The sequence below is a fragment of the Ferrimonas pelagia genome (assembly GCF_039543565.1).
Classification (GTDB): domain Bacteria; phylum Pseudomonadota; class Gammaproteobacteria; order Enterobacterales; family Shewanellaceae; genus Ferrimonas; species Ferrimonas pelagia.
Genome location: NZ_BAABJZ010000070.1, coordinates 1 through 26,887, shown reverse-complemented (window position 1 = coordinate 26,887; position 26,887 = coordinate 1). Strand labels below are relative to the sequence as shown.

Sequence of the window (26,887 nt, the reverse complement as noted above, 5' to 3'; positions counted from 1 at the left end):
CGTTCTCATCCTCGAATCGCTGACTTTCTTGGCAAGTTGCTTGAAATCGCTGGAAGTATGCATCGTCGATGCTCGGGTCACTAATCAAAGCACTATTAGATCAAACTTTTAGTGCAATTGGTATCACCTGCTGGAAGGTCAAACAGAGACGTTCAACTGGGTGTCCACCATCACCCGTCAGGCGGGCCAGTTCGATGCGGTGATCCGCTATCAGAGTGAGCAGACGCAGCAGTTGGCGATCTGGGTCGGTAAGCAGCGCTACGACTTTACCCTGCCGGCCACTGGTGCCTTCGTCGAGCCATTGGATATTCACCTGGGTCAGCTTAACCTGAGTGATTCTGGCGCCACGCCGATCCGTATGGAAGTCACTGCCAAGGGCACCATGGATTTCCACGGCTTCGAGTTGTACGAAGCTAATTTCTTCGCCGCGGCACAGGACGAGGGGCAGGCCAACCAACCCGCGTTAGTCACCCAGTTCCCCATCGCCCGTGCGGCACACAGCCGTATCGATAAAGGTCAGCACCCGCAGGCTCATTTTGCCGATAAAGTGCTGGATGGCGACAGCGAGACCCGCTGGCAGCCGCATCCACGTCAGTCGCGACAGCGCTGGTTCGAGATCGATCACGGTGAAGCGGTGGACATTAAGTCCATCCGTACCGAGATCACCGCGCTTAAGCGCCACGGCAACGTACTCGATGACTTGATGATGACGGTGCGCTATCAGGACGAGCAGGGCGAGTGGCAGACGCTGACCAGCCTGCCGGCCTCGAAAGCCAACGAAGGGTTTACCGTCGAGCAGAAAGCGCGCAACTGGCGCTTCGAGTTCAGCTCTAAGGGGCCGATCTTCTCCGTGCGTCAGGTTGAGATGACGCAGTAACCTTCACCGGCTACATCGCCAAGCCGACTGTGGGCACAATATTTGTGATTGCCACGGGAGCTGGAGACTAACGGACGGCGTGAGTGTGCACCGCACCAGGCCAATCGAAACGACCAAGCTCGCTATAACGGCGGGCTTTTTTTGATCCCGCTGCCCAGACGGACCAAGCCAAAAGCCATATTTGGCGCTGTTTAAGCGATAACACTCTCTGCTCGGATACACCACTCATCAAAGACGCCAAGGTGACAAACCGTGCCCGTTCGCTTTTTGGTTAAAGCCAGCCAGAGTACGCCAAGCAAATTAGTTATCCAAGCCTTTGTACTTGGCACTTTCGTACTTCTCCACATAAGACGCGGTGATATAGCGCGAAGTGATGCCGATATCCTGGTGGCCGGCATCGGCCATAACGTGGTGCAGCGAGCGGCCTTTTTCTAGATCAGCGCTGATCCCTGTATGGCGCAATGAGTGGACGGTCATGGTGCGCAGCTCGGCTGCATCGTGAACCCGGCCCGCCTCCACCAATAACAACGCCGCGTGTTGATACACTCGCTCCACCTCATCACGGATCGCATTAACGCCAAGGTTGGCGTTTAATGTGTGGGGATCGCGGCCATGCTGGGCAACACGCTGGCGCACCAGCAGTGGTAACGTTTCATTCGGTGCCGGTAGTTCACTGAGCCCTAGATGCGTTCGGTAGCGCTTTACTGCCCCTAACAATGCGTCACTGACCGCCACTGTGCGCGCCTTGCCGTTTTTTGACATGGGAATGTAAAAGCCCCAAGTTTCGCCATTCTTGTCGCGGCGGATCTGCGCCATAACCGGAGAATAGCCAGGCCGCGCAGCGATCTCAGAGATCCGAGCATAGGTGGAAAACAGAAGGGTGATCAGAAAGCGGGTGCGTTCATTACGGGCAGGCTCCTGTTCAGCCATTTGGTCAGCTGCCTGAAACAGGTAGGTCAACTGCAATGGATTGAGCGCTTTAATCTCTTGCTCACCCTCTTGCCAATCGAGCGGTGAACGGTTGTCTTTAAATCGACCGCGACGCATCGCTAATGCTGCAGGGTTCCGATCACAATAGTCCTCATCATTTAGAAACTGATAGAAGGCCGATAACACCGCCAGTTGGTTCTTGGTTGCTGACGCTTTCCGGCTATAGGGCAGGGCACAGGTTTGAGCCACGCCCTTGGGAAGCCGATTCACGAATGGTCGCCATAAAGGGTTGGGCACCCGCATGGCCAATGATTTGCAATGCACAAAATGAGCACGTTGTGCATTGCTGATCAGTACCGGTGGCGGACTGGCGCACCAACTGAGGAAACGGCTCATATCAGCGCGTGTGACTTCAGCTAACGGCAGTCCTTCCACGTCCCAGCACCAGATCAAAAACGTGGTGATCTCAGAACGGGCCGACTTAAAGTTGTTGGGACTGTCCTTAAGCTCCTCCAAATAGGCGATCGCCAGTTCATACAGATACGTTGCATCGCCAATCGTGCCAGCACTTAGACGGGCGACATGTTGATTAACGAACCCGTTTGCTTGGTGAAAATAGTCTGTCGACTCGAAGTAGGGGAGATAGGGGGGCAGCTCAAGATCTTGGGTTGGCATGAATTACATGATTTAAGTGTGATACGGCAATGCTAATGACAGAACGACAGTGACACAAGAAAAACCTGTACAAACATACAGTCACATGGAGGATCGCCTTGTTTTAGTTTGAAGCAGGCGACGTAGTCCAACTACGTGACATGGGCTCAACGTCAAACAAACGCCGATAACGCAGATGCTAGCCGCCCAATTGTTATACTTCGGGTAAAAACGGTATTTCCATGCATTTTAGGGCCTAAATTCTAACTTTTTCGGACAAACTGTTGTTAACGAAGGGTCCATTGAGAAACGTTATGTTCGAGCCCAGCTATCTTGATCTGCCCAAAGGTACCCCCGTGGTGATCCGGCCAATCTGCCCCAATGATGCGCCCGCATTACAAAGAGGGATGATGGCGTTGAGCGCGACAAGTCGTTACCTGCGATTCCATATGAATCGTGGCCCGCTGACAGAGAAGGAGCTGTATTTTTTTACTCACTGTGATCAGCAAAATCATCTGGCATTTGTGATGTTCCCTGTGGCGAAACCGCAGGAGTTAATTGGTGTTTGTCGATGTATCCGCGATAAAGCCAACAGCAACCAAGCTGATATGGCGATCACCATCGCAGATCAATGGCAAAAACAGGGGGCAGGGAGCTTGTTGGCGAAACAACTGCGCAAGGCCAGTTTGGTCGTAGGAATAACGCGTTGGACCGCATTTTACTTGGCAACCAATCGTGGTATTTCCAAGCTTCTGATCCAGGTTGCCAAGCTAACTGCAGTAAAAATGGTCGGTCAAGGAGAGCTAATCGCATACTACCAGCTGGTATTCAAACATCGCTCGACTGGCGAATACGATTCCGTGTGGAATGGAGATTTTACTGCCTGAATATCGGCTTTTGGCGCAACCCCGACTTATAGGAAAGTCGGGGTTGAGGCACCGCACAGGCCGGTTCATGATCGAGATACAACCGGCAAACCCATCCAATCTAAGCTCTCGCCATAGGCCAAACAAAACACACCAAATCATACGAAAGCCCTAATAGCCGACCTGGCCAGCCCACGGTGGCTGACGCTCACTTGAATGTTCAGCCAATGGCATCGCGTGCACGATTCAAACATTAAAATCAGGTCGTGTTCATTGTGAGTAATACGCACTTACAATTTTTATGGCACTACCGGTCATATTTTTGTCATCGGTCACGCCTTAGCAACGTCTTTGGTGGTGGAGTGGAATGCCAAACTTAGCCAACATCGCAGAACGGAGATAATCATGCGATTCAAAGGAATGATTGCAGTAACCCTGATCCTGTTAGTTAGTCTCCTGCCAGGGTGTGCTACTAAGGAGTATGCCAATGAGGTTGACCGAATCTTAGCCGAGGAGCAGTTGTGTCTCGGTGAAGTTGATACCAATTACACTATTGGGGCTACTATTTGGTCTTCAGATGGAAAAGTTAATGAACGAACACCATCTCCGTCAGCAAAGAGTCGCTGCGTTACTGATCGCGTCGAGCAGGAACGCCTACGCCGAGAGCGGCAACTCGGTCGCTAATCGTTCATCTACGCTGGCATTGTTAGCTCAACCAACAACCGACGCGAGTGTATCAAAAACACCAATCTTGGCCCAAATAGTTGTTTTTGAAGACTTATACCATAGTGCGCACAATGTATATTATGTTAAATCATGCATTGTGTGGCTACTCGGTAGTATTGTCGGTTTGGGCATTCTCAATTCTAGCGAGCTAGAACTGGCCAATCTCTCGTTACGTTGGTTCGCCAAGCTAAGTGTCCGCCCCAGCGAATTCTAATGCTGCTTTATTCAGAGAAGATCTCGCGGATCTCATCTGCGATGATCGACAGCCCCTTCTTAACCACGCTTTCTTCCGCCGCGTAGGAGATCCGAATGCACTCATTCTTGTGCGGCCAGTCTTCCTCAAGCCCTGGAAAGAAGTAATGCCCGGGCACGATGATGACGCCCCGCGCCTTCAGTCGTTGATACAACTGCTGCGATGTCACCGGCAGGCTTGGCAGCCAAAGCCACAAAAAGAAAGCGCCCTCGGGTCTATGAATGCGGAAATACAGTCCCGGTATGGCGGATAACTCTGTCGCCAGATGGTCAAACGCGGTGCGCATTCGGGTTTGGTAATACGGCTTAATGACGTTTTCGCTGAGATCGATGATCTCACCGCTGCTAACCAACTCCCGTGCGATCGCTGCGCCGACGCTCCCGGACGCCAAATTGACGATGGCGTTTATTTTACTTAAGGCATCGATGATCTTGGGATTGGCGATAACAATTCCAGTGCGTGTACCGGGCAGGCCAAACTTAGACAACGACAGCGACAATACGATGTGCTCGCGCCAATACGGCGCGGCGTCGGTATACACCAAACCCGGGAACGGCAAACCATAGGCGTTATCGAGCAGCAATGGGATATTGTGTTGCTCGGCCAACAAGGACAGACGCTCGATCTCGTCGTTGGTGAGTACGTTGCCGGTCGGGTTGGTGGGTCGGCTAACGCAGATGGCACCAATCCTATCGTCGATCGCCAACGCATCGAAATCCACGTGATACTTAAACTGATGCTCACCGATCAACTCTATCTCGGGTCGCCGAGAGGTGAACAGGCCCGGCTCAAGCCCCTGCTCTGCATAGCCGATGTATTCAGGTGCTAGAGGCAACAGTACTTGTTTGAACGAACCGTCACTGAATCGGCCAGCAAACATGTTAAACAGGCAAAAAAAGGCGGATTGGCTGCCATTGGTTAACGCAATATTGTCTGCGGTAATATCCCAACCATACATTTGCTGCAGTAAGGCTGCCAGTTCGCTCATAAAGCTACCCTCCCCTTGCGGAGGATCGTAAGCACCAAGCATGCTATCAAACTCACATTCTTGACCTTCGTCATCCAACATTTGCTGCATGCGCTGACGAAAGATCTGTTGCAACTGGGGGATCGCGGCGGGATTTCCGCCACCCATCATGATCCGCTCTTGTCCCTTGAGCACGGGCGCGCCGAGATCTTCCATCAAACGTGATGTCCCGCCGCCGAGGCTAAAACGTTGGCCAAATAGAGAGATTTTCATAATAACTTCCTTTGTCTCTGTTGCTCCATATTGCTGCGCTCACGTCATTCGCTTCAAGCCAGATTACAATACGCCTAGCCTTTCAAAGCCTTACTCTCAATTCTAACCTCGAAAACCCCGCCCTGTTGAGGCACAAAGTCAACGAAGTGTTGGATAGCCGGCAGACTGTCCTCTTCATAATGAGAAACATAGAGTACTTGCGCGAGGTATTCGCGGGTGATCATGTCGAGGACTTTATAGATCAGACGGTGACTCAATAGATCGAGGCCATGATAGGGCTCATCGAGGATCAATAGAGCAGGCTGCTTGATCAGCGCACGGCCTATCAGCAGCAAGCGCTGCTGGCCAAAATTGAGTTGACGAAACCCAGTGTCGGCCAGCTCCGCCATCTCCAGTAGCGCTAACCATTCTTTGGCCAGGGCGATCTGGCGCTTCGATGGTTTATCGTACAAGCCAATCGTGTCGAAAAATCCGGACAGCAGGACATTGAGTGCACTGCAACTGACGCGATACTGCAGATGCAGTGCGGAGGAGACCACGCCGATCTGCCGTTTAATATCCCAAACCGTTTCACCGCTACCGCGTTGATAACCCAAGACCTGAAGATCATTGGCGTAGCACTGCGGATGATCCCCAAGGATCAGCGCCAGCAAAGTGCTTTTACCGCAGCCATTGGGTCCGCGGATCTGCCAGTGTTGCCCAGCATCAACCTGCCAGTTGACGCCCTCAAAGATCACCTTGTTGTGGTACGCAACACGACCATTACGCAACCTTACCCGCACATTGCCGAGATACGACGGCGAACCCTGCAAGCGGATCTGCGCCAATATTTCACCACTTTGTTGCATCGATAGCGCGATAAGCTGCTGCCTGACCGGGTGTGTTTTATAATGTGCGATGGTGACGGGATCACACAGTTTCAGCACGTTATCCTGCTTGCGCTCAAACATAGCCACATGCGTTAAGCAGTTCGGTAAATGTTCATCGCGAGCGGAGATCAGTATCAACTGAATCTTCTCAGCCAAGCGATCTAACAAACGCGCGAGATCCAGCTGATGAGATTGGTCAAGCCCTGCGAACGGATCATCCAAGATCAACAACCGAGGTTTCGCTGCGAGTGCACGAGCCAGCATCAGCCGCTGTATTTCACCGCTCGACAGTTGACGAAAGCCTCTGTCTTCAAGTCCGAGCAGATCCAATTGCTGTAGCAGTTGTTCACACTCCCTCTCAGATCCACAATGCTCGGCCACCAAGGTGCGAACGCAACGGCCCGGATCGGTCTTATCAAGATAATCGGAGTCATCATTAGCGATCTCCTGTTCTAACAACCCTTGTTGCTCAGCATGCGATACCAGCGCCACCCGCTCAGGCAGTCCCTCAATCGTCCCGTCCTTAAGTGCCATTTTACCGTCAATGGCAGCCGCTAGCAGGCTACCGACGCTGCGATAGGTTGAATAGATGAAGCATTGTTGATCGGTATCGAGGCGCCAATGCGGGATAGATAAACATGAGCCAGAGGCCTCAATAGTGATATTGCGCAGGGTAATAGCCATCGCGCACTCCTTGTCAAACAACCGTCACATCAACGTAACGATACCCATCAAGGATGTGACCTGTCACAAGCCAACTTGCCAACACCTGCGCTCGCTCCCAATTCCCGCGTTCGTGGTGATAATTAATGCACGCATTCGGGTGATAATTGAACGCCTATTGATAGCAGCAGCGCATTGCCCTGCTCCACCACCGCCAAACCAACACGCAACGTTACCAGTGCAACACGAATGGATTTTGCTATTCCGGTTTAAGGCAGCGTGCTAATGGCGGCATGCCCCCCACAATCCGGCTCCAGGCGTTAAATTGACGGACCACACACGTCGTCGCCATCAACTGCCCCATTCAACGGGCAGTTGAGGTAATAGCAGAGGCTATCGACACCAACCGGCTTACGTGAGTTATGTCACATCAAATTAGAATAACCATTGAATTGAAGCACATATGGAACGAGCCTGAGCGAAAGCACAGCGCATGCGCGCTTAGGCCAGCGAGACTGGCCATGACACTTGGAGGTGTAGGTGCAAAAACTATACGGATATTGGTTCCCCGCTTTAACCGTGCTTTGGCTACTGACAGGCTGTAGTCAAACTGACAATTCAACTCAAAACATTATCGAGCCCGCTCCGCCGAGCGCCACCGTCGCAATCAATAAAAGCCCCCGAGATCCGCGAGAATACCGCTATCTCACACTAAGTAATGGTCTACGTACCATCCTAGTGTCCGATCCGGAGGCGACCTCCTTCGCGGTATCGCTGACCGTCGGAGTTGGCAGCGGCCACGATCCAAACGCGCTGCCCGGACTGGCCCACTACGTAGAGCACGTGATCCTACAAGGCAGCGCCGAAGCCTCCCACGTCAATGGTCTGAAGCGGCGGGTTGCACAAGGAGGGGGGCGAATCAACGGCGTTACCAGCCAACATCGCACCCAATACATGTTCTCCATTGACGCAGAGCAAGCCGACCTGGCGCTGGCTGAATTTGCCGCCATGTTCGTCAAGCCGGGTTTTCGTCCTGAGTACATGGAAAAAGAGCGTTATGCAGTGGACAACGAATGGTCGCTCAATCGTCAAAGGGATCGGCGGATCCTGTCCGAGATCGTAGGACAGACGATCGATCCCGCTCATCCTCGAGCCCGATTAAGTAGCGGCAACCTGCAAACCCTAAAGGACACCGAGCACACCAATTTACGAGACGCCGCCATCGCCTTCTATCAGCGTTATTACTCGGCCAATATTATGTCGTTGGCGGTGGTTGCTCCGCACTCTTTAACGGAGTTGGAACCGCTCATTGAGCCGTTGTTTAGCGCGATCCCGGATCGTCAGATCCCCCGGCCTCGCGTCGTTAAGCCGGCTGTGCGTGAACAAGATCGCGGGATCCACATCAACTATGCGCCTCATCAGCCCATGCGCACCTTGATCGCCGACTTTACCATTAGCAATAACAAGGCGCAGTGGCGCGCCAAGCCGAATCACTATGTACGTCAGCTATTAAGCTCAGAAGCCCCGGGCGGTTTGATGGCTAGCTTGCGTCACCAAGGGTGGGTGGATGGGGTTAAGATCAATGACGATCCAACCTATTACGGCGCCACCGGCCGGTTTCAGGTTGAGCTGGCGTTGACGCCCCTCGGCAGTGAAAGCAAGGATGCGATCCTGAACGCGCTATTTTCTTATCTGGCGCTTATTCGCGAGGAAGGGGTAACAGAGGCGTATTACCGCGAATTTTCCGCGCTATCGAAACGCCGTTTCATCGCGTCCGATCCCCCTTCCCCACTGGTACTGGCGAATGCCTTGAGTACTCGGGCACACGACTATCCACCCCGCCACCTGTTGGATGGCCGCTACCTCCATGGCCGATTTGATCCTGACGCGATCCAGTCACTGCTCAGCCAACTCACACCAGACAACCTTAGACTCTGGCATATCGAACCCGGTGTTGAGGTTGATCGCACCATCCCCTACTTTTCAGGGCGCTATCGCGTTCAGCCCATGACTGCGCCAGAGCGCGCACTCTGGCAGCAAAGCAGCCCCTTAGCCCTCTCACTGCCACCACTGCGCGAGCGCCGTAACAAAGCCACCGCCAAACCGCGTCCCGTCACGCACGCTCCGGGATCAACCCCTGCGCCAATATTGCTGGTCGATTCACCGACCGCCGAGTCGTGGTTACTTCACAGCCAACACGATCCCAACGGAACTGGCACCATGACAGTGGTGTTCAATTCCGATCTTGGCCTATCAAGCACAGAAAACTACGTACTGAGCTGCCTGCTCAACGACATCTACATACGACGCCTCTCATCTTTGTCGGAGCAGGAGAAACAACAAAGCACCCAGATCGAGATAGAGCGCACGCCAGCAAACAGTCAGTTTTTTCGTTTGACCCACGGCACTAAGCGACACAGCGCACTCGCCGAGCAACTGACGGAACACTTTGTCCAGCTCTCCCCCACCGACGAAGAGTTTGCCTGGGCCCGGCATCGCTTTGAACGATGGATGAAGCGGATCCAAACCGGCGATCTCCTCACACAAGTGCAATTCCAGTTTCATGTCGCCACACTCGAAGCGGCTTGGACACCGGAGCAACGCCTCGAAGCGGTCGGTCGGCTAACCCCCCAATCGCTGCGCCAATACCAGCGTGAACTGGTCAAGCGGCAACGCCTTCGCGTGTTTGCCTTTGGTAATTACGATCAGGCGGAACTCAAGACACTGACGGCGCGATTGCAGCAGCTCATGCCGATCGAAACACCGGTGAGCGCGCCCGCCAATCAGAAAACAGTCACGGCCGAGCCCAACAAGACGATCCACCGTCGTTGGCAGACAGATAAGGAGGGATTTGGCTTCTATAAGGCCTTTGTCGTGCCAGGATCAACGGCGTCGACCGAAACCATGGCCCACATGCTGCTTCTTAACCAAGTGTTCAGGCCGGCGCTGTTTACCCAACTGCGCACCGAGGAGCAGATAGGCTACCTGGTACAAAGCAACCCGATCAGCTTAGGGACCTCTGCCGGCCTTGGGATCCTGATCCACAGCAATCATATGGCGCCAGATCAGATAAACGAGCGCCTTGACCGATTTAACGCCCAGTTTATTGCCACCTTGGATGTGTTGGAGGATGGCGCTTTCCAACAGCTAAAACAGGCCGCACTGAGGCAACTGATGAGCAAACCGCGGGGGATCATTGCTGAGTCGGAGCCCTACTTCCGCGACTTTCTAGCGGGAAGCCAACGCTTTGACAGCCATCAGGCGTTGCTCAAGGCTCTGCAGCAAGTGAGCAAGCAGAGCCTGCTCGAGCACTATCGCGCTCTAATGCTCGATAGCCAGGCGATGACCTTCGAGTTACTTGCCGACGGTCAGCAAACCCGCCTTTAGGCAGCGCGAATATTCAGGGTGCCATATCAAGACGCATGCCACCCTATAAATTCAACTGCTTGGACGACTTTAATTGAATTTAGATACGTAAAATGCGGAGTGCTACGAACAACTCTTCAAGTATAACAACGTTCTTCGTTGTACCTGACCTGAGCTCAACAACAGATGAACCTATAACGAATTGTTATATATATTGTTCATTTGGTGATGGGTTCCGTTCACAACGAAATATACCTTCTCTTGTTTGCTTAAAATCCTGACGCCAACTATAAATGTACATCTCCATCGATTGAGTTAGGGATCACTCAGAGATTCAGGCTACGATTTGGAGTTACAGGTAGTACTCCAAGATCAGAGGCGGTTCAATGCTGAAAAGCATGTTGCAGAATCAACGTCGAAAAGGTCGGTGCCACAGCGTATATCATCGTAATCAGGGTACGACGTGCGTGGAATTTGCCATTGTCGGTACGGTCTTCTTCCTTCTCATCTTCGCCGTAATGGATTTTGCGATGATGAGCTATGTAAAGTTGACCATGCAAAATGCCGTGCGTGAAGCAGCAAGATATGCAGTAACAGGTCGTACAAACCTTGACCCTGAAGACAGCGGAAACAGAGAAGCGGCAGTACTTCAAAAACTCATCGATAGTTCGCAAGGTCTATTTGACCGCGTGACATCAACAGATGATATCAAGGTCACCAATTCATCAGGCAATCCAGTCACAGGATATGGAGGGCCGGGTCAAGTCGTTGTGATAAATATTCGCTGCCAATGGCCGATACTAAATCCTTTCATGACCGCCGTAATAAGGGGGAACAATTATCAGTTTACCGTTGCTGCGACAATGAAAAATGAGAGTTTTTAGGAGACACTATGCGTATAGATAGAGTCACTGGAATTAAAAAACAAAAAGGGCTCGCTATCGTAGAGATGTCCATTGTTGCACCTATATTAGTATTTTCATTCCTTGCTGTCTTCGAAATGTCACAGATCTTGCAAGCAAATAATATTTTAGTCAATATATCTCGGGAGGGTGCTAATTTAGCGTCAAGATCATTAAGCCAGTCTCCCAAGGAGATTGTTGATGCTCTAGCACTTACTGCAGCGCCATTAGATTTAACAGAAGACGGTGTTGTTTATATTAGTTTGGTCCTTAGTGATGGTCGCCGCGACCCTTATGTTCAAAGTCAATATCGTTGGACTGACAGTGGTTCGACTAAACAAAGTCAGATATGGTCAAGGTGCCGAAGCAGAGATAATAATGGCCAATGTAACATGCCTAGGCGAAAGCAAAGGTTAAGAGACTTCCCTTTGGCATTGGATAACGGCGAATCCGTCTATGTGTTCGAAGTGTCATATGACTACGATTCCATTGTAGAGTTTATTATCCAGGATGAATTGCAACTATATTCAATGAGCATGTTGTGAGGCAAAGACAATGCGTAATATGAGCCCAATTAGGTTACAAAGTTACACTGCTCAACGAGGTGTCGTCATAATGATGATGACCATCGCATTGCCAGTCTTGCTTGTCATGGTCGGACTCGCCTTAGATGGAGGCCGGGCTTATGCCGTTCGGGCTAAGTTATATTCCGCGGTCGATGCTGCGGTATTAGCAGCCGCTCGTTCGGTTTCGGATGGCGAGGACGCTGCCCGAGCGGCTGCACAAAAGTACTTCAACGCCAACATTGGAAGTAGCTACTTCGACTCTACCCCGAACCTAGACCCGATTGAGTTTCGCTATGACAGTGACGGTTTGATCCACATTAACGCATCCGCTTCAGCACCAATGGAAACCATGCTACTCAATGTCGCAGGCTGGAGCGAACTGGATGTCAATGTTAACGCCGAAACGATTCGCAGGCCAGTAGACTTGGCGTTGGTGATTGATAATACGACATCTTTAAGATTCGGTGATGACGGTGATGTGACACAAGATGTCATTGACCGGTCAAAAGATTTTGTTGCGCGGTTTAATGAGAGTTTTGATCGTGTTTCTTTAATATCTTATGCCTTTGGTGCTGAAAATCCCGTACCTTTCGAATCTCATCGTGGATTCGACATAGCCGAGATCCGTAACGAAATTGATGACTTTGAGTTTGGTGGCAATGGTAGGCCAAGCCAATATACCAACGCCTCCGAAGGAATGTGGAATGCTCTCAATCAGCTTCGCACAGTTTCGGATCCGGCGAGCCTAAGAGTCATCGTTATTTTTAATGATGGTGCTCCCAATACTTTCTCATCTGAGTTTGAATTTTTGGATGGTTCAACATACTCTGGATCTATTCGGTCTGGTGATGGTCGTTCTGGTAATCCACGTGGACTTTGGGAACCGGATGCCATAGCTGAACAAGCTCCGTCACCCTATTATATTGAAGGCGGTATACATAACAGACTGGCATCACTTCCACTCTATTACAATACACACGACCCTGATGAACAGGAGTTTTTCGTTATTAATCCAGATCATCCTATACGGCCTGTTACAAACTTCACCAACGGTGGCTCCAACGCACTATATCAACGGGTAAATAGGGTAGCTCGAAATCTGACCGAAGACATTGCTGAACAAGCAAGAAAAGAGGGTATTTATGTTCTCACACTAGGGTTGGGCTCAAGACTCACGGAAGGAACTGGTCCAGACAATGAAAGAGGCGAAGACCTGTTGGTTCGGATGGCAAATGACCCTTCAATGCTGAATGACAGCGATTTGGCTGATGACTTTAAGCCTGATCAACTACAAGGTATATATTGTCACGCTGTCAATATTGATGCATTAGCTCCCTGCTTTGAAGAGATGCTTGAGGTCATAATTAGATTGACAATTTGACCTTTTGTTCATTCTGCTATCATGATGAGGAAGCTTTTATTAGCAAGCTTCCTCAAAATGATAAACACATGGATAAATCAACTCAGATAGTTTGTGCGGATGGATAAAAACACTTCAGCAAGCGTAGAAACAGTAACTTTATTTGAAGGAAGGAAGTCGTCCAGCATATAGAACAGATTTCTACAGCGTTAGGGCAGTAAATTGGTCTGCCGCGGGCCAGAATAACATAAAGTGAATTAGTAACGTATCTAAGCCAAATAATGTACCCCAAAAGAAGTATGCCTAGTCTTGAGTTTGAAACCAGGCTTGGTAAGGATGGCAGCAGTTCCAGCGCCCGTTTTGTCTAGACAGCGAACACATCTACACTAGCGGCTATGCAACGGCGTTCACCAATAAATATTCTCCGCTGTATGTATTTCTTTCCTGAGAATTTAATAAGCTGCTAGCCTCGACGTTCAAGCCTCTGGGTTGCAATTATTCCATTACGTCGTCACCAACATCACAACGATGACCGATACTGGATACCTTCCCCATTTACATTGATTTAAATCAATGGTTTGAACGCTATCAACAAATAGCATATTGGCTTGATATGAAGGAACAAGACAGATCGGCGATGGCTCGCGTCGGCCTCTATGCCAACGAGCCATAATCACTAACTTGTCGCTTTATCCACCAATATTATTTGAGACATAGCCGTGATAAAAAAACTTTTGTTGGGTGCATTGGCGCTGTTGCCGGCTCCCCTACTCGCTTTTAGCGCACTGGAAAGCTACATCCGTCCAAATCCCAATCCTTCGGTACCGAATGCGGCGGTGCTGTTTGTCCATTCGAGCCAACCGGTTGATCTGACCGTGACGCTCAGTAGCGATCGCCATCAGCGTCGTTTCGAGTTTACCGGACATGACGGCGGCAAAACCCCATTGCCCCTTGTCGGCTTCTACCCCGGCCGCCAGCACCAGATCCTGGTGGAGGTAACCGAGCAAGGCAACCACGAGTCCAGCTTTACACTCAATCATCACTATACCGCGCCCCGCTTACCGAGCGATCCAGCTCAGTTCCCGGACATTCTGATCAAGCGAAATGCCAGCGTGATCACCGAGCCAGGTATCACCCTGTTTAATCCGCGTCGGCGCCTCCCCGTCGCCAATGCGGCTCAGGGCGACAGCAAAGCAAACGACTTTAATCGCAATTTCGGTCTCTTGGTGGCAGTGGACGATCGGGGTGAGGTGATCTGGCATTATCAGAGCGACTCGCGGATCAGCGATTACCAGATCACAGCACAAGGTACCGTCATCTATATGACTCAGGACTACCGGCTGGTGGAGATCGATCCTCTAGGCAATGTATTGCGTCAGTGGTACGCAGCACACCGACCGCAAGGTCCACTCGAAGGTGGGATCCCGGTCGATACCCTCACCTTTCATCACTCGTTCAATCAGCTCGATAATGGCAACCTGTTGTTACTGGGCAGTGAGCGCCGCCAAGTCGAGAACTATTACACCAGTGAAACCGATACCGAAGCGCCTCGTAAGACGCAATGGGTAATGGGGGATGAAGCCTTGGAGATCACGCCGGAAGGCGAGATAGTCTGGCGCTGGCGAGCGTTTGATCACCTTGACCCTTTTGATATCGGCTACGAGACCTTCATCGGCTATTGGACCCGTCGAGGCTTCCCTGATACCTGGTGCTGGTCGCATGCTAACAAGATCTTACCTCTGGCCGACGGCAACGCGCTGATCAATTTCCGCCACCTTAGCGCCGTTGCCAAGCTCGATAGAAGCCACGAAAATGTGGCACCGCTATGGTTAGCAGGGCCAGATCAGCCACAAAGCGCGTTCCCACAGCTAGCGATGCAACAAGGCCAGTGGTATTGGCACCAACACAGCCCCAGCATTACCCCAGATGGACACCTGATGGTGTTTGATAACGCCAATTACCAAGCGCACGCCTTTCAAACGCCGACCGCACCGGCGGATACCCGGTCTCGGATCGTGCAATACCGATTGGATGAAGACAACGGCCTGCTCACGCAGCATTGGGACAGCGAGATCCCGGGCGATCCCGGTGTGGTGAGTTATGCCATGGGCAGTGCCCAGACTCTAACGAACACAGGCAATATCTTGGCCGGTTATGGTTTTATCCTTGCGGACGACGACGTCGCAAACAACGATTGGCAAAGCTTCGAGCAGGACAATGCTTGGACCCGTATCCGCGAGTACAGCCCCTCAACCCCCGCACAGGTGGCTTGGGAGCTGACCCTGCAAGCCAAGTCCAATTCACATGATTTAGGTTGGTCGCTGTTTGGTGCGCGCCGGATCCCGGATTTCCTTGGGATCTGGCCCGGCTCCCAAGCGACAGCGGCAGAGTAAATAAACCGGCTCGACGTACCATCGAAGCACGTCGAGTATTTTCTTAACACAGAGCTTTAAAAGTATTAGGTCCAAGATAATTGACTGCGGTGCTTGAATCGCACAAAAGCCGCGGACGGAGGTGTGATCGCACCGGCGGTAACGCTTAGAGGATTATCTCTAAGTCATGAAAACAAATGGACTGACGGGAGGGCCGCGACTTTGTGGAGGGAGTCGCTGAATCACAATCCATACCCAACACCTGGGCATGTAATGGACTGCGATGAATGCTGTGTCCGCCACGGACAGGAACAACAAGAGCCAGCAGAACGGGCCTGCTGGCTCTTAAGTTCACAATAAACTACGGCGGCTCTTACATTTCAATGATGGCAACTGCCGTTTATCAATCTGAGAACAAGGTCGTTGGGTTAATGATCACGCCACGATAATGGATACCGTTAGGCTTTTCGTGATGCATATCAATCTCAACCATGACTTTCTTGGTGTCATAATCAATTTCATTGACTCGACCAATGGTACGGGCGCCAGGTTCACCTAACTTAACAGAACCGTTAAACCCAAAGATGGTATTACGATCACTGCGATACTCAACGTTCGAGGTGATTGGGCTAAACCAGTCAAATCCGCGTTCTTTACCGTATTCCCAAGTTTGTTCTACGGTCATTTTCTTCGGATTGATTTTATACTCTACAAAGCGTGTATAGTTCATCGAAGGCAATGCAGGCTGTGTATAGTGGCGACCGCCACCATTATCAAGAACAGTTAAAGTACCTTTGTCATTCAACCAAGCTGAGTGCTGGCTGTACGTAAAGTCAAAGTCGCCATCACACTTACCTAAGTTGGTACAGTTGATCGCTTTACCTTTATGATCGACTGGCGTCAGCAGTTTTTTAGACAAAGCTTCATTCCAGCCGACGGAAGGCGCGAGGATCCACTTAACTTCTTTATCCCGGCCAATTTTCACAACCCCTTGGTGACGGACTGATAGGACAATACTGTCATCACTCGCATCGTATGAAATTGAGTTTACATGCGCCCAGTTCCGGCCTGCGCCTACGCCCGGGATATCGCCATAAGGCGCTTCGGTTTCGTGCTTGTCCAGCGTTTTACCTGCGTCATCGAATGATACGTTGACACAAACTGCCCCCAAGTCCAAAGCCAACAACAAAGCGTCACGATATGGGTCTAAGATCTCAGGCAACACCCATGTATCGACCAGATGACCGCGAGCATCTAACTCCAGAATGTGATCTCGAACCGTCATGACCACATCCCCCTCTGGGTTTAGGTAATTTCGTTTCGCAGCACGAACAAGAACATTGCCATTTCCCATTGGAAGAACTTCATGTGAACCGTCGACATAGCCACGTGGAAGCTTATAGGTTTCGACCTGACCAAGCATGTTGAAATAGCCCCAATCTTGTCCCTGTACCCAGGTAAATTGACCATTTTCAACCTCGTGCATTCCCATCAAGTATCCACGTTTACCGATGTCACTCCCTCTGGAGTCATAGGTCGCATCTGGATCAAGCCACCAACGGTATTCACCTTGTGTATCGACAATGTAGGTGACTGGAGCAGAGTCAAAAGATGCAGCGCCTTGCGCAGGTGCAGCCATCCACGCGCCCTTCTCTTTATCTGATTTACTCTTACGTCCGGCCCAATGAAGATCGGTGCCTTGCGCTATGTAGGTATGTGAGTTGTTCAGGTAAAGACGATCTTCAAACCCAGGCTCAACATGTTTTACTTCTATCTCTTGCAAGGCAGTAATGTTCCGACTATCCATGTGCTTATTGACCAAAGAGGAAGTCATCACTTGATAGGTTTCACTAATTTTTTTGCCATCAAGAGTGAAGTCGACAGTAATGGTGTTGCGATAGTCGGGGTATAAGCCAAAAATAGGCACACCATCGTGTTGCAGTAAGGCCTTCTTGCCAACGGGATAGCTAATATCCACGCCCCCATTTGGTTTCCCATGGACACGGACAGAAACATCAGAAAGCACTTTGCCGTTTAGATCAATAAGTGCGGTTAGAGGTGAATTACCATACGGGTCAATTTCAATATACCCAAGAGTACCAACACTTGGTGCACTGGGAAAGCTCGCCGACATCGCGGGTACAGAGAGACCAAGCGATGCAACAATTGTTAAGGAAAGTGTTAAACGTTTCATGATTCATCATCCATATTTATATTAAACGCTATTGACGGTGACCGACGCGGCCTCAACCTTGTCTTGTTATATCTAATCAGCTTTTTGCGAACTGATTTGTGATCGGTTTCCCCAAGCGTTGCGGTTACCTTATATGTGTACCACATCACATCACCGCACACGCACAAGTAAAAAACACACCCACAAAAAGCCAAGTGCGAGCGTAAACTCACAAACGTCTGACGTCACCTCCTGGTGCCGGTCATTTACCGAAAAATATTACGACAGATTGTCTGACAACACTGGGTCATATGCATAATTTTACGAAGGATCTGGTGTAGACTTTACGCTTACGGGGCGTTACTTGTACTTCTATTCAAGGTGATCTGGATAACTAACTGATATGGCAAAACAGGTATTAAAAGAAAAAAATAGAGACTCAGCTTTGGATAGGATCCTGGATGCTGCCGTTGTAATCATACAAAAACAAGGGCTTTTGGGCTTCTCTATGGCGGAAATCGCTAAATTGGCAGGCGTTTCTAGAGCGATGCTGTATAGCCACTTTAGCAACAAAGATAGCCTGTTCTTGTCTCTCTACCACAGACAGGCTTTGCAGGAGTTAAGCCTGATTAAAGAAACTCAGCATTTCAATACTGGAAAGATTGAAATGATATTAGCAACAAACATTGTCACGGTTATGTTTTATCAGCATTTAAATCTAAAGAACCCCTTTACCTTTGCCATGTGCAACTTCTCACTATGGAGCCAAGCGGAACCAAGGTTGATTGCCTCGCTTGAACGCACATTCAATGAGATCATGACTGTGTATGAAGAACCTTGGATGGCAGTCCGAGAATCCGATTTTATTAATGGTGACAGTTCGTCATTGGAGGAGGTAAAAGAGATGCTTCTCTATTACCAGCGTGGCAGCGCGGTAAACAAACGTAATGCAATGCTGCGAAAACAGGGTAGAAATCTCAAAACAGAGCAGATCTGTCAGAATATGTTGTCGATTGTCCTCTCTTTGCCCTGGATTGAAGCCCACAAAAACGTCGACCTCAACCAGATCATGGCCTCTTGCCGCAGTCGCATAGACTTATCCATCAGCAAGGTCACGACAAATGTGACTCGAAAATATGGCTCTACGGAAGCGTTTGTTCAGGGTGAAGTACAAATAAAAACAGGCCTGCAGCAGTTCTTAGAAGACAACCAGCATTAATCCTGACATAGCCATAAAACAAGATTAAAATCATACAGTTACCGATATTGCCTGGTATTCCTTTGCCTGTTCCTATCTGGCGTGTGTAGCCCCAGTCGCACACCGGTGTAGATCGAGAGCAATGGTTTACCGTCAGTGGCCCAAATCTGAGGAATCAGTATACCTATGCTATACCGCCGAATTGTAAAAACCGACCTAATGGAGGCTCTTGGTATCGACAGTTACCACGGTTCGGCAAAACACGTTGGCATGGCGAAAACGCATAGCGGGCCGGTGCATCATCCTCAACCGTGTTGGTATAGAGCAGCGCCCTGGCATCGCTGATGAGCGTACGCGTCTCGGCAACTGGGAAGGTGATACCGCAAAAGGTAAGTCTGCCCATATAGTCACTTTGGTTGACCGAAAAAGCAGACTTTTGCTCGCTAGTTGGGTATCGGATGTGCGCAGGTGGACAGTGCGCGAAAGCTCAAATCCATCACTCACAAGCACACCCTAACGCTGGAGAATGGCGGCGCGTATGTCGGACATGAGGAAGTAGCTAAAGCGGTCAACATCGATGTCTATTTTGCTGACCCGTACGCGAGCCATCAATCACCGGGAACCTGACAGATAGGGTGAAAAAGAAGTGAACATTCATGACGTTTCGCAGGACCAATGGGGTCAGAGTGAATTGAAACATCATTCAGCTCAATGACTATACAATCAGTCTGGCTATCAAAAATCTAACGGCCGGAATTGGCCCCCATCGGCCATTCACTTTCCGCTCGGGCTCTTTTTCCCCTAGCACCTATCACCTACCACCTTTCAGCGCAGCTGTCTGATGATCACTCGCCAGCTCTTAGCAAGCCTCTCCAGCCACAAGTGTCCTGGGCGTTACGGTATTTGGCTAGGTCATCGCCGGGTGACTTCATCGCATGGGGTGATCAATACCTCCGCTCTGAGGCCGTAGGGAGATGGAACTATTTGTTCACCCCCTCTTGATCTGCGCTGGCTATCTCGCATCGTGAAGACCGTCAAACTCGGTACATTCTGCTCGGCGGAGCGGGATTAGAATTCCCCCCCCCACCGCTCTGCCAATACAGAGGCTTCAGCACATGGGCTGGCGGATAATGGTTTTCCAGTTCTCAGGGGCCGCGCGGCGAATATCACTAAGGTAAATCTCATGATGTTTACCGGACAGTGCGGCACCGCATTGTTCGATAAACTGATGGACCCGTTGCACCGCGGGTCCCTCTTCTGAGAACGGGCCGATGTGCAAGGTTTGCGCGCAGCGGCCCTCGCTAAAGGCGCAAAAACGTACCTTGTCGATGGCCACCAAATTTTTCTTGGCTTTGACCTGGGCTACGGCCTGCTCGAACAAAGCCTGGCTAACCCACTCAGGTTGCATAATCATCATGGTCCAAATCCAATTGTCTTTATTGTCATTAACAAAATCGGACATATCCTCGGCCCACCACAGCCCTTCCAGCGGCAGCACACCGTAATCGATAGCCAGCTCGCCCTTCTTAATCATGAATTTAAGGATGTAAGCCACGGTATAGAGGGCCTCAATCGCGGCCTGATGTGCTTCGCTGCCGGGTGCGCCATCGCCATCCACCATCAGGTAGTTCATCGCCGGCACATCAACCTCAACGACCTTCTTTGCCGAAGGGCGGTACAGGGTTTTCAGCTCTTTTTTAAAATCTATCTTTTTCATTATTGTGTTTTTCAATACAAGGGTACCCAGCTGGGTGATCCTGTCAGGGCCCAGCTGTGCGATGGCCGTTAGACTATCACCCTGTTGCGCATACTGCTTGATATCGCGAATACGTTTTCAACTTTACGCAGGGCCGTTTGCCCGCTATCGAAGCCGATAGAGGGTCATCAATCGTTGATCAGAATCACGCAATCCGGCAGTTGCTGACGAAACGCTTCAGGGACTTCCAATTCTTGATCGTTTTGATAGTTGGGGCTTCGATCTGGGGTGTCGGGTCGCTTAGCCCGTCTTAGATCCAAGCGCTTAAGCTTCTTCAACTTCAATAACACCTTGGGAAACTCATCGAAGTGGTTGTAGGACAAGTCCAACTCTTCCAGTTCAGTCAGCAATCCAAACTTGGCCGGTAACTTATCCAAATGGTTGAACTGGCAGTTGAGCTTGGTGAGTTTGGTAAACTGCTCAAATCCTTTCGGCAACACATCGAGGTAACAGTTTTCCAGATTCAAATCGGTGATCTGTTCGGCCAGCTCGACCGGCAGCTGCGTTTTGGATTTGCCTAGGGTGTAACGGTAATCGAGCAGGCCGGGTAGCCAGTGATACAGCTGGCGATCATCCGGCTGGTAGAGATCGGTACCCAACCCACCATTGAGTATGTGGTTAAAGCCACAGCCCTTGTTCCAATCGAGCCGCGACCCTTCCACCAGCCACTGAATGGCTTGCTGCCGCTCCGCGCTGTCGGTTTTTTGTTGCAAAAGATACAACAGGCCCTCGCCAAATCGTTCAAAGTAGGCCAACGCAAACTGACCCGATACCGCTTCACCCCAACGCTTCGATACCGTCTTAATGCGTTTGAGCATGGGTCCCTGACATTTCAGATCGTTGCTCTCTTTATCGCGACCGCGCACATCATTAAACAGCACCCGATCGTTGACCGCCAACTGGAACAGAGCATCGCCATGGCCGGCGAGTAACCCCTTGATCGATTCACGCAGCTGCGGATCTGTGCTGGTTTTCAATATCAGGAACAAGGGCATCCACATCGCCTCGGTCACCCCGCCCTGTTTCAGCATCTCAACCGCCACCCGATGGGAGGCTTCATCCGGCGAGGCCAGCATCGCCAGCACACTCTCAACCATGCCGCTGTCCAGCGCACTGGGTTGCTGCAAAAACTGCGGCGTCTGCTGCTCAAACAGGTCTTGTAAAGCACTGTCGTCGATTAAGCGGTGGCTGGCGCTATCAAACAAGTGGGTGTTCTTGGGACTGGCACCGACCAAGATATGAGTGACCCGCTCATCCAAGGTTTTACAGAGCGTAAAACCGATCTCGTCCGCTTTCGCCTGTAGCTGCGCGGCTTTAAAGCCGCTGCGACCGCATACAAACAAGCAGGTATCGGGACCCAGGGGAAGTTCAGCCACCGATGTGTCACTGATCTGACGTAGCCATTGCTGTCCGGCCTTTTTAAACGGCGAGTAGCGCCCTTCGAGTAAGGTCAGATTGTAGCGATCCTCTTCAGCTGGGATCTGGCGCTTGGCGCGCAGTGCGAATAACCGGCGGAAATAATCCTGTCGCAGCTCAAGCGGCAACTGCGCAGAAGCCAGCAGCTTGATGATCTTTTCCAATACCTCACTTATCCGACCATTGTTATCGAAATAGACCGTCACCTTGCACTTGGCGGGTAATAACGCCAAAGCCATCGGCGCATCGTCGTTGACGAAATCCGCTTGGACGTGCACCGCCTCTAAGCACGGCAGATGACAGAGCTCATCCAGTTCTGGTGCCATCTCCCCCACATGGGCTTGCTGATTCACATAAAAGCTTCGCAGTTGTGCGAATGCCGTCGGATCACCCAAACGATCTAACCGGCAAGAATAGAGCTCGATCGCTTCAAGTTTTGGCAGAGTACCGGTATAACGAGACAGATCCTCACCGTGACACTGAATGAGCGTCAAACTTTTCAGCTGCGGTAACGCCGGCAGTTTCGGCATGGGTACCACAGGCGCCCGCTTTTGCTCTTCGTAAGTCCGGTAGCGAGTCTGGAAGTTTCTCACTTCCAACTCGGTCAGTTGGGGGCTGTGGGCCAGCCACATCAACTGATCGTCGCCGAACGGACCATTTTCCATCGCAAACAACTCGGCCTTACGCAAATGAGGCAGGCGCCATTGCGCCATGTTCACTCGGCCTTGTGCACTATTGGCGTAAATCAGCGAGTGCAAAACCAACTGGGCTGGAAACAGGTCGGCCGAACATTCACTGTCCTTCAAGTCAAGAACCAGATCGTCCACCGACGTTAAATTGCGCAATAGCGCGGCACTGAGGGGCTGGCCTCGCTGGCTCTGGCGTAAGGTTAACCGCCCTACCCGCCGCGCCTCACCCAGCATTTCAGCGGGAAAATCCCCTTGCTGCAGATTGACGTTAATCAATCTCAGCTCCTCGCTGCAGCCGATAAAGGGCAATGGCATGCGGCCGATCTGCGGCAGTTCGATGGTCACCTCTTTCAAACTATCCGGCATGGCGAGCTGGTTGACAGCAACGGTTTGGTCAGTGTCCCCATTGGGCATACGGACGGACACGACCTCTAACTGAGACGCCGCGCGCAGGTCCAGCGAAAGTTGTTTGGTGCCTTGCAAGGTGAGCTGAAATTTCTGTAAGGCGCTGCTGGCGGCGAGTTCGACCGCGACAACCTCATCGGTGCAGGTGATATCCAGTTGCTCAATATTGGGCAGAGCTGCCAGTGTCGCCAACTGGGCGTTATCGGCGCTGACGTGCAACACTCGTAAATCCGGAAATGCTTGCGCCAGATGCACCCAGTCAGGTTGGGTTTTACGCAGACAGCAATGCAGCTCGGTGACGCCGCGGTGGCACGCAAGTGCGCGCCCCTGTGCGTCCAAATCCTCATCGTACAAGCTGTACTTCTGATGTGGGATCAACGGGGAATTGAGATTATCTTGCGCGGCACTCGCTGGCATACTGCGTCAGCTCCTTGATAAAAATGGCATTCGAAACCAGAACGGCCTTAGACCAAGCAACCTGTTGCTTTAGCTCGCAAGTACCGAAGTTCACGATTGATATCGGCCAATCTATATGGATAATTGACGGCAAATCAATTAGTTATTAGAATGGTGCTATCATAGAGGGATCCCTGTCACAAACGCTTGTCAGACTGATGCTGCAAGAGCCGTTTTACGGCCACTACCTCACAGGTTTGCAGAAAGTGTCGCAGCCGCTGTCTGAAGACAACGGTGATAAAGCCCCCTTAACCCTGCAGTTGCACAACATGACCGACGTACAAGTGACGGTGAATGACGTGTGCTGGCAGGCATTGACGCCGGAGCAACAACTGGGTGCGCTCAAACACGAAGTGCTGCACCTGGTGCTCGGTCACCTCACCCTACGTGGCGACTTTGCCGACAAAGCCCGATTTGATCTGGCGGCCGATCTGGTGGTCAATCAGTACCTGCCGTCCCATCAGCTCGCCACCAACGCAGCAACGCTGGAAAGTCTCAATCGACTGCGACAGGAAGCAGGACTGGCACCATTGTCACGGGGTCGCGATGTCGCCTTCTACTATCAGGCGCTGGCACAAGGCATTGTGCCGCCGTCCGCCGCAAGTCAGGCCCAATCGTCAGGCCATGGAGATGCCACTGCTAGTAACGCCACGGGGAAAACCTCAGACGAAGGGGAAAACCTCGCGGCGCCACCTGTCGACTGGCAGCCCAGCCATGCCAGCTGGCAGCCTTTTGCGCAGTTGGAAAAATTCAGTCAATCGCTGCTTAAACAGCAGTTAGCCCACAAACAGGTACAGATGGCCGAACGCGTGGCGTTTAGCCCGTCAATGCGGGAGCAACTGCCTGGCATCGTATTGGAAGCATTGCAAAGCGCCGTTGAAGCGCGCCGAGCGATTGTGGACTGGCGCCGGCTACTGCGTCTGTTTACCAACAGCAGTCGTAAAACCCGAGTTAAAAATACTCTACGGCGACCATCGCGTCGTTACGGCACCACGCCGGGGATCAAGATCCAATCCCAACAGCACGTGCTGGTGGCTATCGACACCTCGGCCAGCGTCAATCACAAACAGTTGGCCACTTTCTTTACTGAGCTGAACCACATCTGGCGCGCCGGTGCGGAGATCACCGTGGTGGAATGTGACAGTGAAATCCAGCGAACTTACTCTTATAAAGGCGAACCCCCACAGAACGTATCCGGTCGCGGAGGTACAGAGTTCACCCCCGTCATCGCTGAGGCTAACCGCCTACGGGTAGACGCCATTGTCTACTTTACCGATGGTGAAGCACCGCCACCGCAGCTCTCCCCAAGAGCACCACTGCTGTGGCTGATCCATACCCATGCAAACAACACAGCAACACTAAGAACGGACCTAGCGGCATTGCGTCGCTATGGCCGCGTGATCCCCATGACCTCAACAGGATAAACCCAGTCGATGACGCAGCATTCATACACCTATTACGGCCAAGCGTGCCAAGCCCTGCAGGTACAACAGTTTATCGAACACCTGCTGGGCAACGGCGAACAGCGTGCTACGCCTATCTGCATCTGGGGACGCCATGGAATTGGCAAAACCCAACTGGTTGAACAGATCGCCAAGTCCCGCGGCTACCAATGGCGGGCGATCGCCCCAGCGCAGTTTGAGGAGATGGGGGATCTCCTCGGGATGCCGCGGGTAGAAGTCGATCCCATCAGCGGCAACAGCGTTACGAGTTTTGCGGCTCCGGAATGGGTGCCCACCGAGCCCGGTCCCGGCATTTTATTGATTGATGACGTCAACCGCGCCGATGAACGGATCCTCCGCGGATTGATGCAACTGCTGCAAAACCATGAGTTGATCAGCTGGGAACTGCCGGAAGGTTGGCAGATCGTCCTTACCGCCAATCCGGATGGCGGCGACTACTCAGTCACCACCATGGACGACGCCATGCTGACCCGCATGATGCACATCACCATGGAATTCGACGCAAAGGCGTGGGCTTTATGGGCGGCGCAGCATGGTGTCGACACCCGTGGCATCGACTTTGTCCTAACCTACCCCGAGTTGGTGTCCGGCGAGCGCACAACCCCGCGCTCATTGGTGCAGTTTTTTGCCAGTATCGCAGCAATAGATGATTTAAAAGCCCAACTTCCGCTGGTCAATACCCTGGCCCACGCTTGCCTCGATACCACCACCTGCCACGCCTTCATTGCTTTTGTTGAGCAGAACCTAAGCAAACTTATCTCGCCGCAGACCATCATCAACAGCACAGACTTTGAGAAACAGGTACAACCGGCCATCGAAAGAGCCGTCGGCGCTCATCCGCCACGCATCGATATTCTCGCCACCCTCTGCACCCGACTGCAGCATTATCTGCATATCGAGCAACTGCACCCAAATGCTGCCCAGTTGGCCAACATTCAGGCCTTTTTGAAATTGGCAGTACTGCCCAATGACCTGCGTTTAGGGATGATGCAAGAGATGGTCAACGGCAATAACCCGGCGCTCAAAGCCGTCATTGCCGATCCCGAATTGGCCAAGCAGTTTCTCAGCCAAGCGGCGTAAATGTCGCTATATCACTCACCCCTTTTAGCCAACTGCCAATACAGAATGTGCCGGAATCGGATGGTCGAGATCTTCGAGTAGCAGGCACAGCTCGACGATCCGATGCGCGGCAGTCAATATGAAGGAGGGTTCTGTGTTCCAGCCACCCTCTGGGCTCTGGAATTTATAACCCGTAAAGTGCGCAAGGGCGTCGTCAGGCCCAAATGCGGTGCTCCGCCACAATGCTCGAAAGGCGATCTCGAACGCCGTCGCGCAACTCAAACTGTTCGGCACCGCCTTAACTTCACAGAATCGAGTAGCAGTAATTCACTATGGACAGAGTGGCCTTTGGTGAACTTAACCAACACATAACGCCTTGTCTTTTATGGCATTTGCCCAGATTGAAAGGGACGCTAACATAGGATGGCTATGTAAATACGACGAACTTGGTGAATTTCAGTAAAAAAGACGTCAACTTGTAATTTACGTCACCTTTTTAGTGCTAAATAACTGTTCCGAAATGTAGATCACTGAGTTCTCAGATTTGGAGGGAACTCGGCTTCCAAAGTGCGATCTGATCAATCGCCAAACCAACCAGGCCGACAAGGAAGCCGAGCCCAATGATGCT

The 26,887-nt window shown here is 51.4% G+C and carries 17 protein-coding genes; 11 read left to right on the top strand and 6 right to left on the bottom strand.

What is annotated here, in order from left to right:
* The first annotated feature begins 160 nt into the window (after positions 1-160).
* Entirely contained in the window at positions 161-877 is a 717-nt protein-coding gene (locus ABEA08_RS10900; RefSeq protein WP_345335331.1) for a hypothetical protein, read from the top strand.
* Between the two features lie 300 nt (positions 878-1,177).
* On the opposite strand, the gene ABEA08_RS10895 is transcribed toward ABEA08_RS10900, so the two are convergent.
* Positions 1,178-2,482, bottom strand: coding sequence for a tyrosine-type recombinase/integrase (locus tag ABEA08_RS10895; protein ID WP_345335330.1), 1,305 nt, complete (start codon positions 2,480-2,482; stop codon positions 1,178-1,180).
* Between the two features lie 293 nt (positions 2,483-2,775).
* Here ABEA08_RS10895 and ABEA08_RS10890 point away from each other — a divergent pair, with 293 nt between their 5' ends.
* Complete coding sequence (locus ABEA08_RS10890; RefSeq protein WP_345335329.1) at positions 2,776-3,348, top strand: GNAT family N-acetyltransferase; 573 nt, start codon at positions 2,776-2,778, stop codon at positions 3,346-3,348.
* A 568-nt stretch (positions 3,349-3,916) separates the two neighbouring features.
* Positions 3,917-4,267: a hypothetical protein gene (locus tag ABEA08_RS10885; protein ID WP_345335328.1), complete on the top strand. Its 351-nt coding sequence runs from the start codon at positions 3,917-3,919 to the stop codon at positions 4,265-4,267.
* Between the two features lie 7 nt (positions 4,268-4,274).
* Here the strand turns inward: ABEA08_RS10885 and ABEA08_RS10880 are convergent, their stop codons facing one another.
* Positions 4,275-5,546, bottom strand: coding sequence for a valine--pyruvate transaminase (locus tag ABEA08_RS10880; RefSeq protein ID WP_345335327.1), 1,272 nt, complete (start codon positions 5,544-5,546; stop codon positions 4,275-4,277).
* A 74-nt stretch (positions 5,547-5,620) separates the two neighbouring features.
* Positions 5,621-7,099: an ATP-binding cassette domain-containing protein gene (locus tag ABEA08_RS10875; protein ID WP_345335326.1), complete on the bottom strand. Its 1,479-nt coding sequence runs from the start codon at positions 7,097-7,099 to the stop codon at positions 5,621-5,623.
* Positions 7,100-7,816: 717 nt separating this feature from the next.
* Here ABEA08_RS10875 and ABEA08_RS10870 point away from each other — a divergent pair.
* The 5 genes from ABEA08_RS10870 (at position 7,817) to ABEA08_RS10850 (ending at position 15,665) form a co-directional block, all read left to right on the top strand.
* Positions 7,817-10,465, top strand: coding sequence for an insulinase family protein (locus ABEA08_RS10870; protein WP_345335325.1), 2,649 nt, complete (start codon positions 7,817-7,819; stop codon positions 10,463-10,465).
* A 446-nt stretch (positions 10,466-10,911) separates the two neighbouring features.
* Positions 10,912-11,328 (top strand): TadE family protein, encoded by a 417-nt coding sequence (locus tag ABEA08_RS10865; protein ID WP_345335324.1) that lies wholly within the window; start codon positions 10,912-10,914, stop codon positions 11,326-11,328.
* An 8-nt stretch (positions 11,329-11,336) separates the two neighbouring features.
* Complete coding sequence (locus tag ABEA08_RS10860) at positions 11,337-11,891, top strand: TadE/TadG family type IV pilus assembly protein (protein ID WP_345335323.1); 555 nt, start codon at positions 11,337-11,339, stop codon at positions 11,889-11,891.
* Between the two features lie 70 nt (positions 11,892-11,961).
* Entirely contained in the window at positions 11,962-13,293 is a 1,332-nt protein-coding gene (locus tag ABEA08_RS10855) for a vWA domain-containing protein (protein WP_345335322.1), read from the top strand.
* A 698-nt stretch (positions 13,294-13,991) separates the two neighbouring features.
* Complete coding sequence (locus tag ABEA08_RS10850) at positions 13,992-15,665, top strand: aryl-sulfate sulfotransferase (RefSeq protein ID WP_345335321.1); 1,674 nt, start codon at positions 13,992-13,994, stop codon at positions 15,663-15,665.
* 382 nt (positions 15,666-16,047) lie between these two features.
* Here the strand turns inward: ABEA08_RS10850 and ABEA08_RS10845 are convergent, their stop codons facing one another.
* Positions 16,048-17,838: an aryl-sulfate sulfotransferase gene (locus tag ABEA08_RS10845; protein ID WP_345335320.1), complete on the bottom strand. Its 1,791-nt coding sequence runs from the start codon at positions 17,836-17,838 to the stop codon at positions 16,048-16,050.
* Positions 17,839-18,220: 382 nt separating this feature from the next.
* Here ABEA08_RS10845 and ABEA08_RS10840 point away from each other — a divergent pair, with 382 nt between their 5' ends.
* Positions 18,221-19,036 (top strand): TetR/AcrR family transcriptional regulator, encoded by an 816-nt coding sequence (locus ABEA08_RS10840; RefSeq protein ID WP_345335319.1) that lies wholly within the window; start codon positions 18,221-18,223, stop codon positions 19,034-19,036.
* Positions 19,037-20,123: 1,087 nt separating this feature from the next.
* On the opposite strand, the gene ABEA08_RS10835 is transcribed toward ABEA08_RS10840, so the two are convergent.
* Together ABEA08_RS10835 and ABEA08_RS10830 are read right to left on the bottom strand one after the other, a co-directional pair.
* Complete coding sequence (locus ABEA08_RS10835) at positions 20,124-20,732, bottom strand: GyrI-like domain-containing protein (protein ID WP_345335318.1); 609 nt, start codon at positions 20,730-20,732, stop codon at positions 20,124-20,126.
* A gap of 167 nt (positions 20,733-20,899) precedes the next feature.
* Positions 20,900-23,698 (bottom strand): hypothetical protein, encoded by a 2,799-nt coding sequence (locus tag ABEA08_RS10830; RefSeq protein ID WP_345335317.1) that lies wholly within the window; start codon positions 23,696-23,698, stop codon positions 20,900-20,902.
* 197 nt (positions 23,699-23,895) lie between these two features.
* On the opposite strand from ABEA08_RS10830, the gene ABEA08_RS10825 reads away from it, so the two are divergent.
* Both ABEA08_RS10825 and ABEA08_RS10820 read left to right on the top strand, forming a co-directional pair.
* On the top strand, positions 23,896-25,161 hold the full coding sequence (locus ABEA08_RS10825) for a vWA domain-containing protein (RefSeq protein ID WP_345335315.1): 1,266 nt from the start codon (positions 23,896-23,898) through the stop codon (positions 25,159-25,161).
* 9 nt (positions 25,162-25,170) lie between these two features.
* Positions 25,171-26,280 carry an AAA family ATPase gene (locus tag ABEA08_RS10820; RefSeq protein ID WP_345335314.1) on the top strand — a complete coding sequence of 370 codons (1,110 nt, stop codon included), beginning with the start codon at positions 25,171-25,173 and terminating at the stop codon, positions 26,278-26,280.
* The last annotated feature ends 607 nt before the right edge of the window (positions 26,281-26,887 follow it).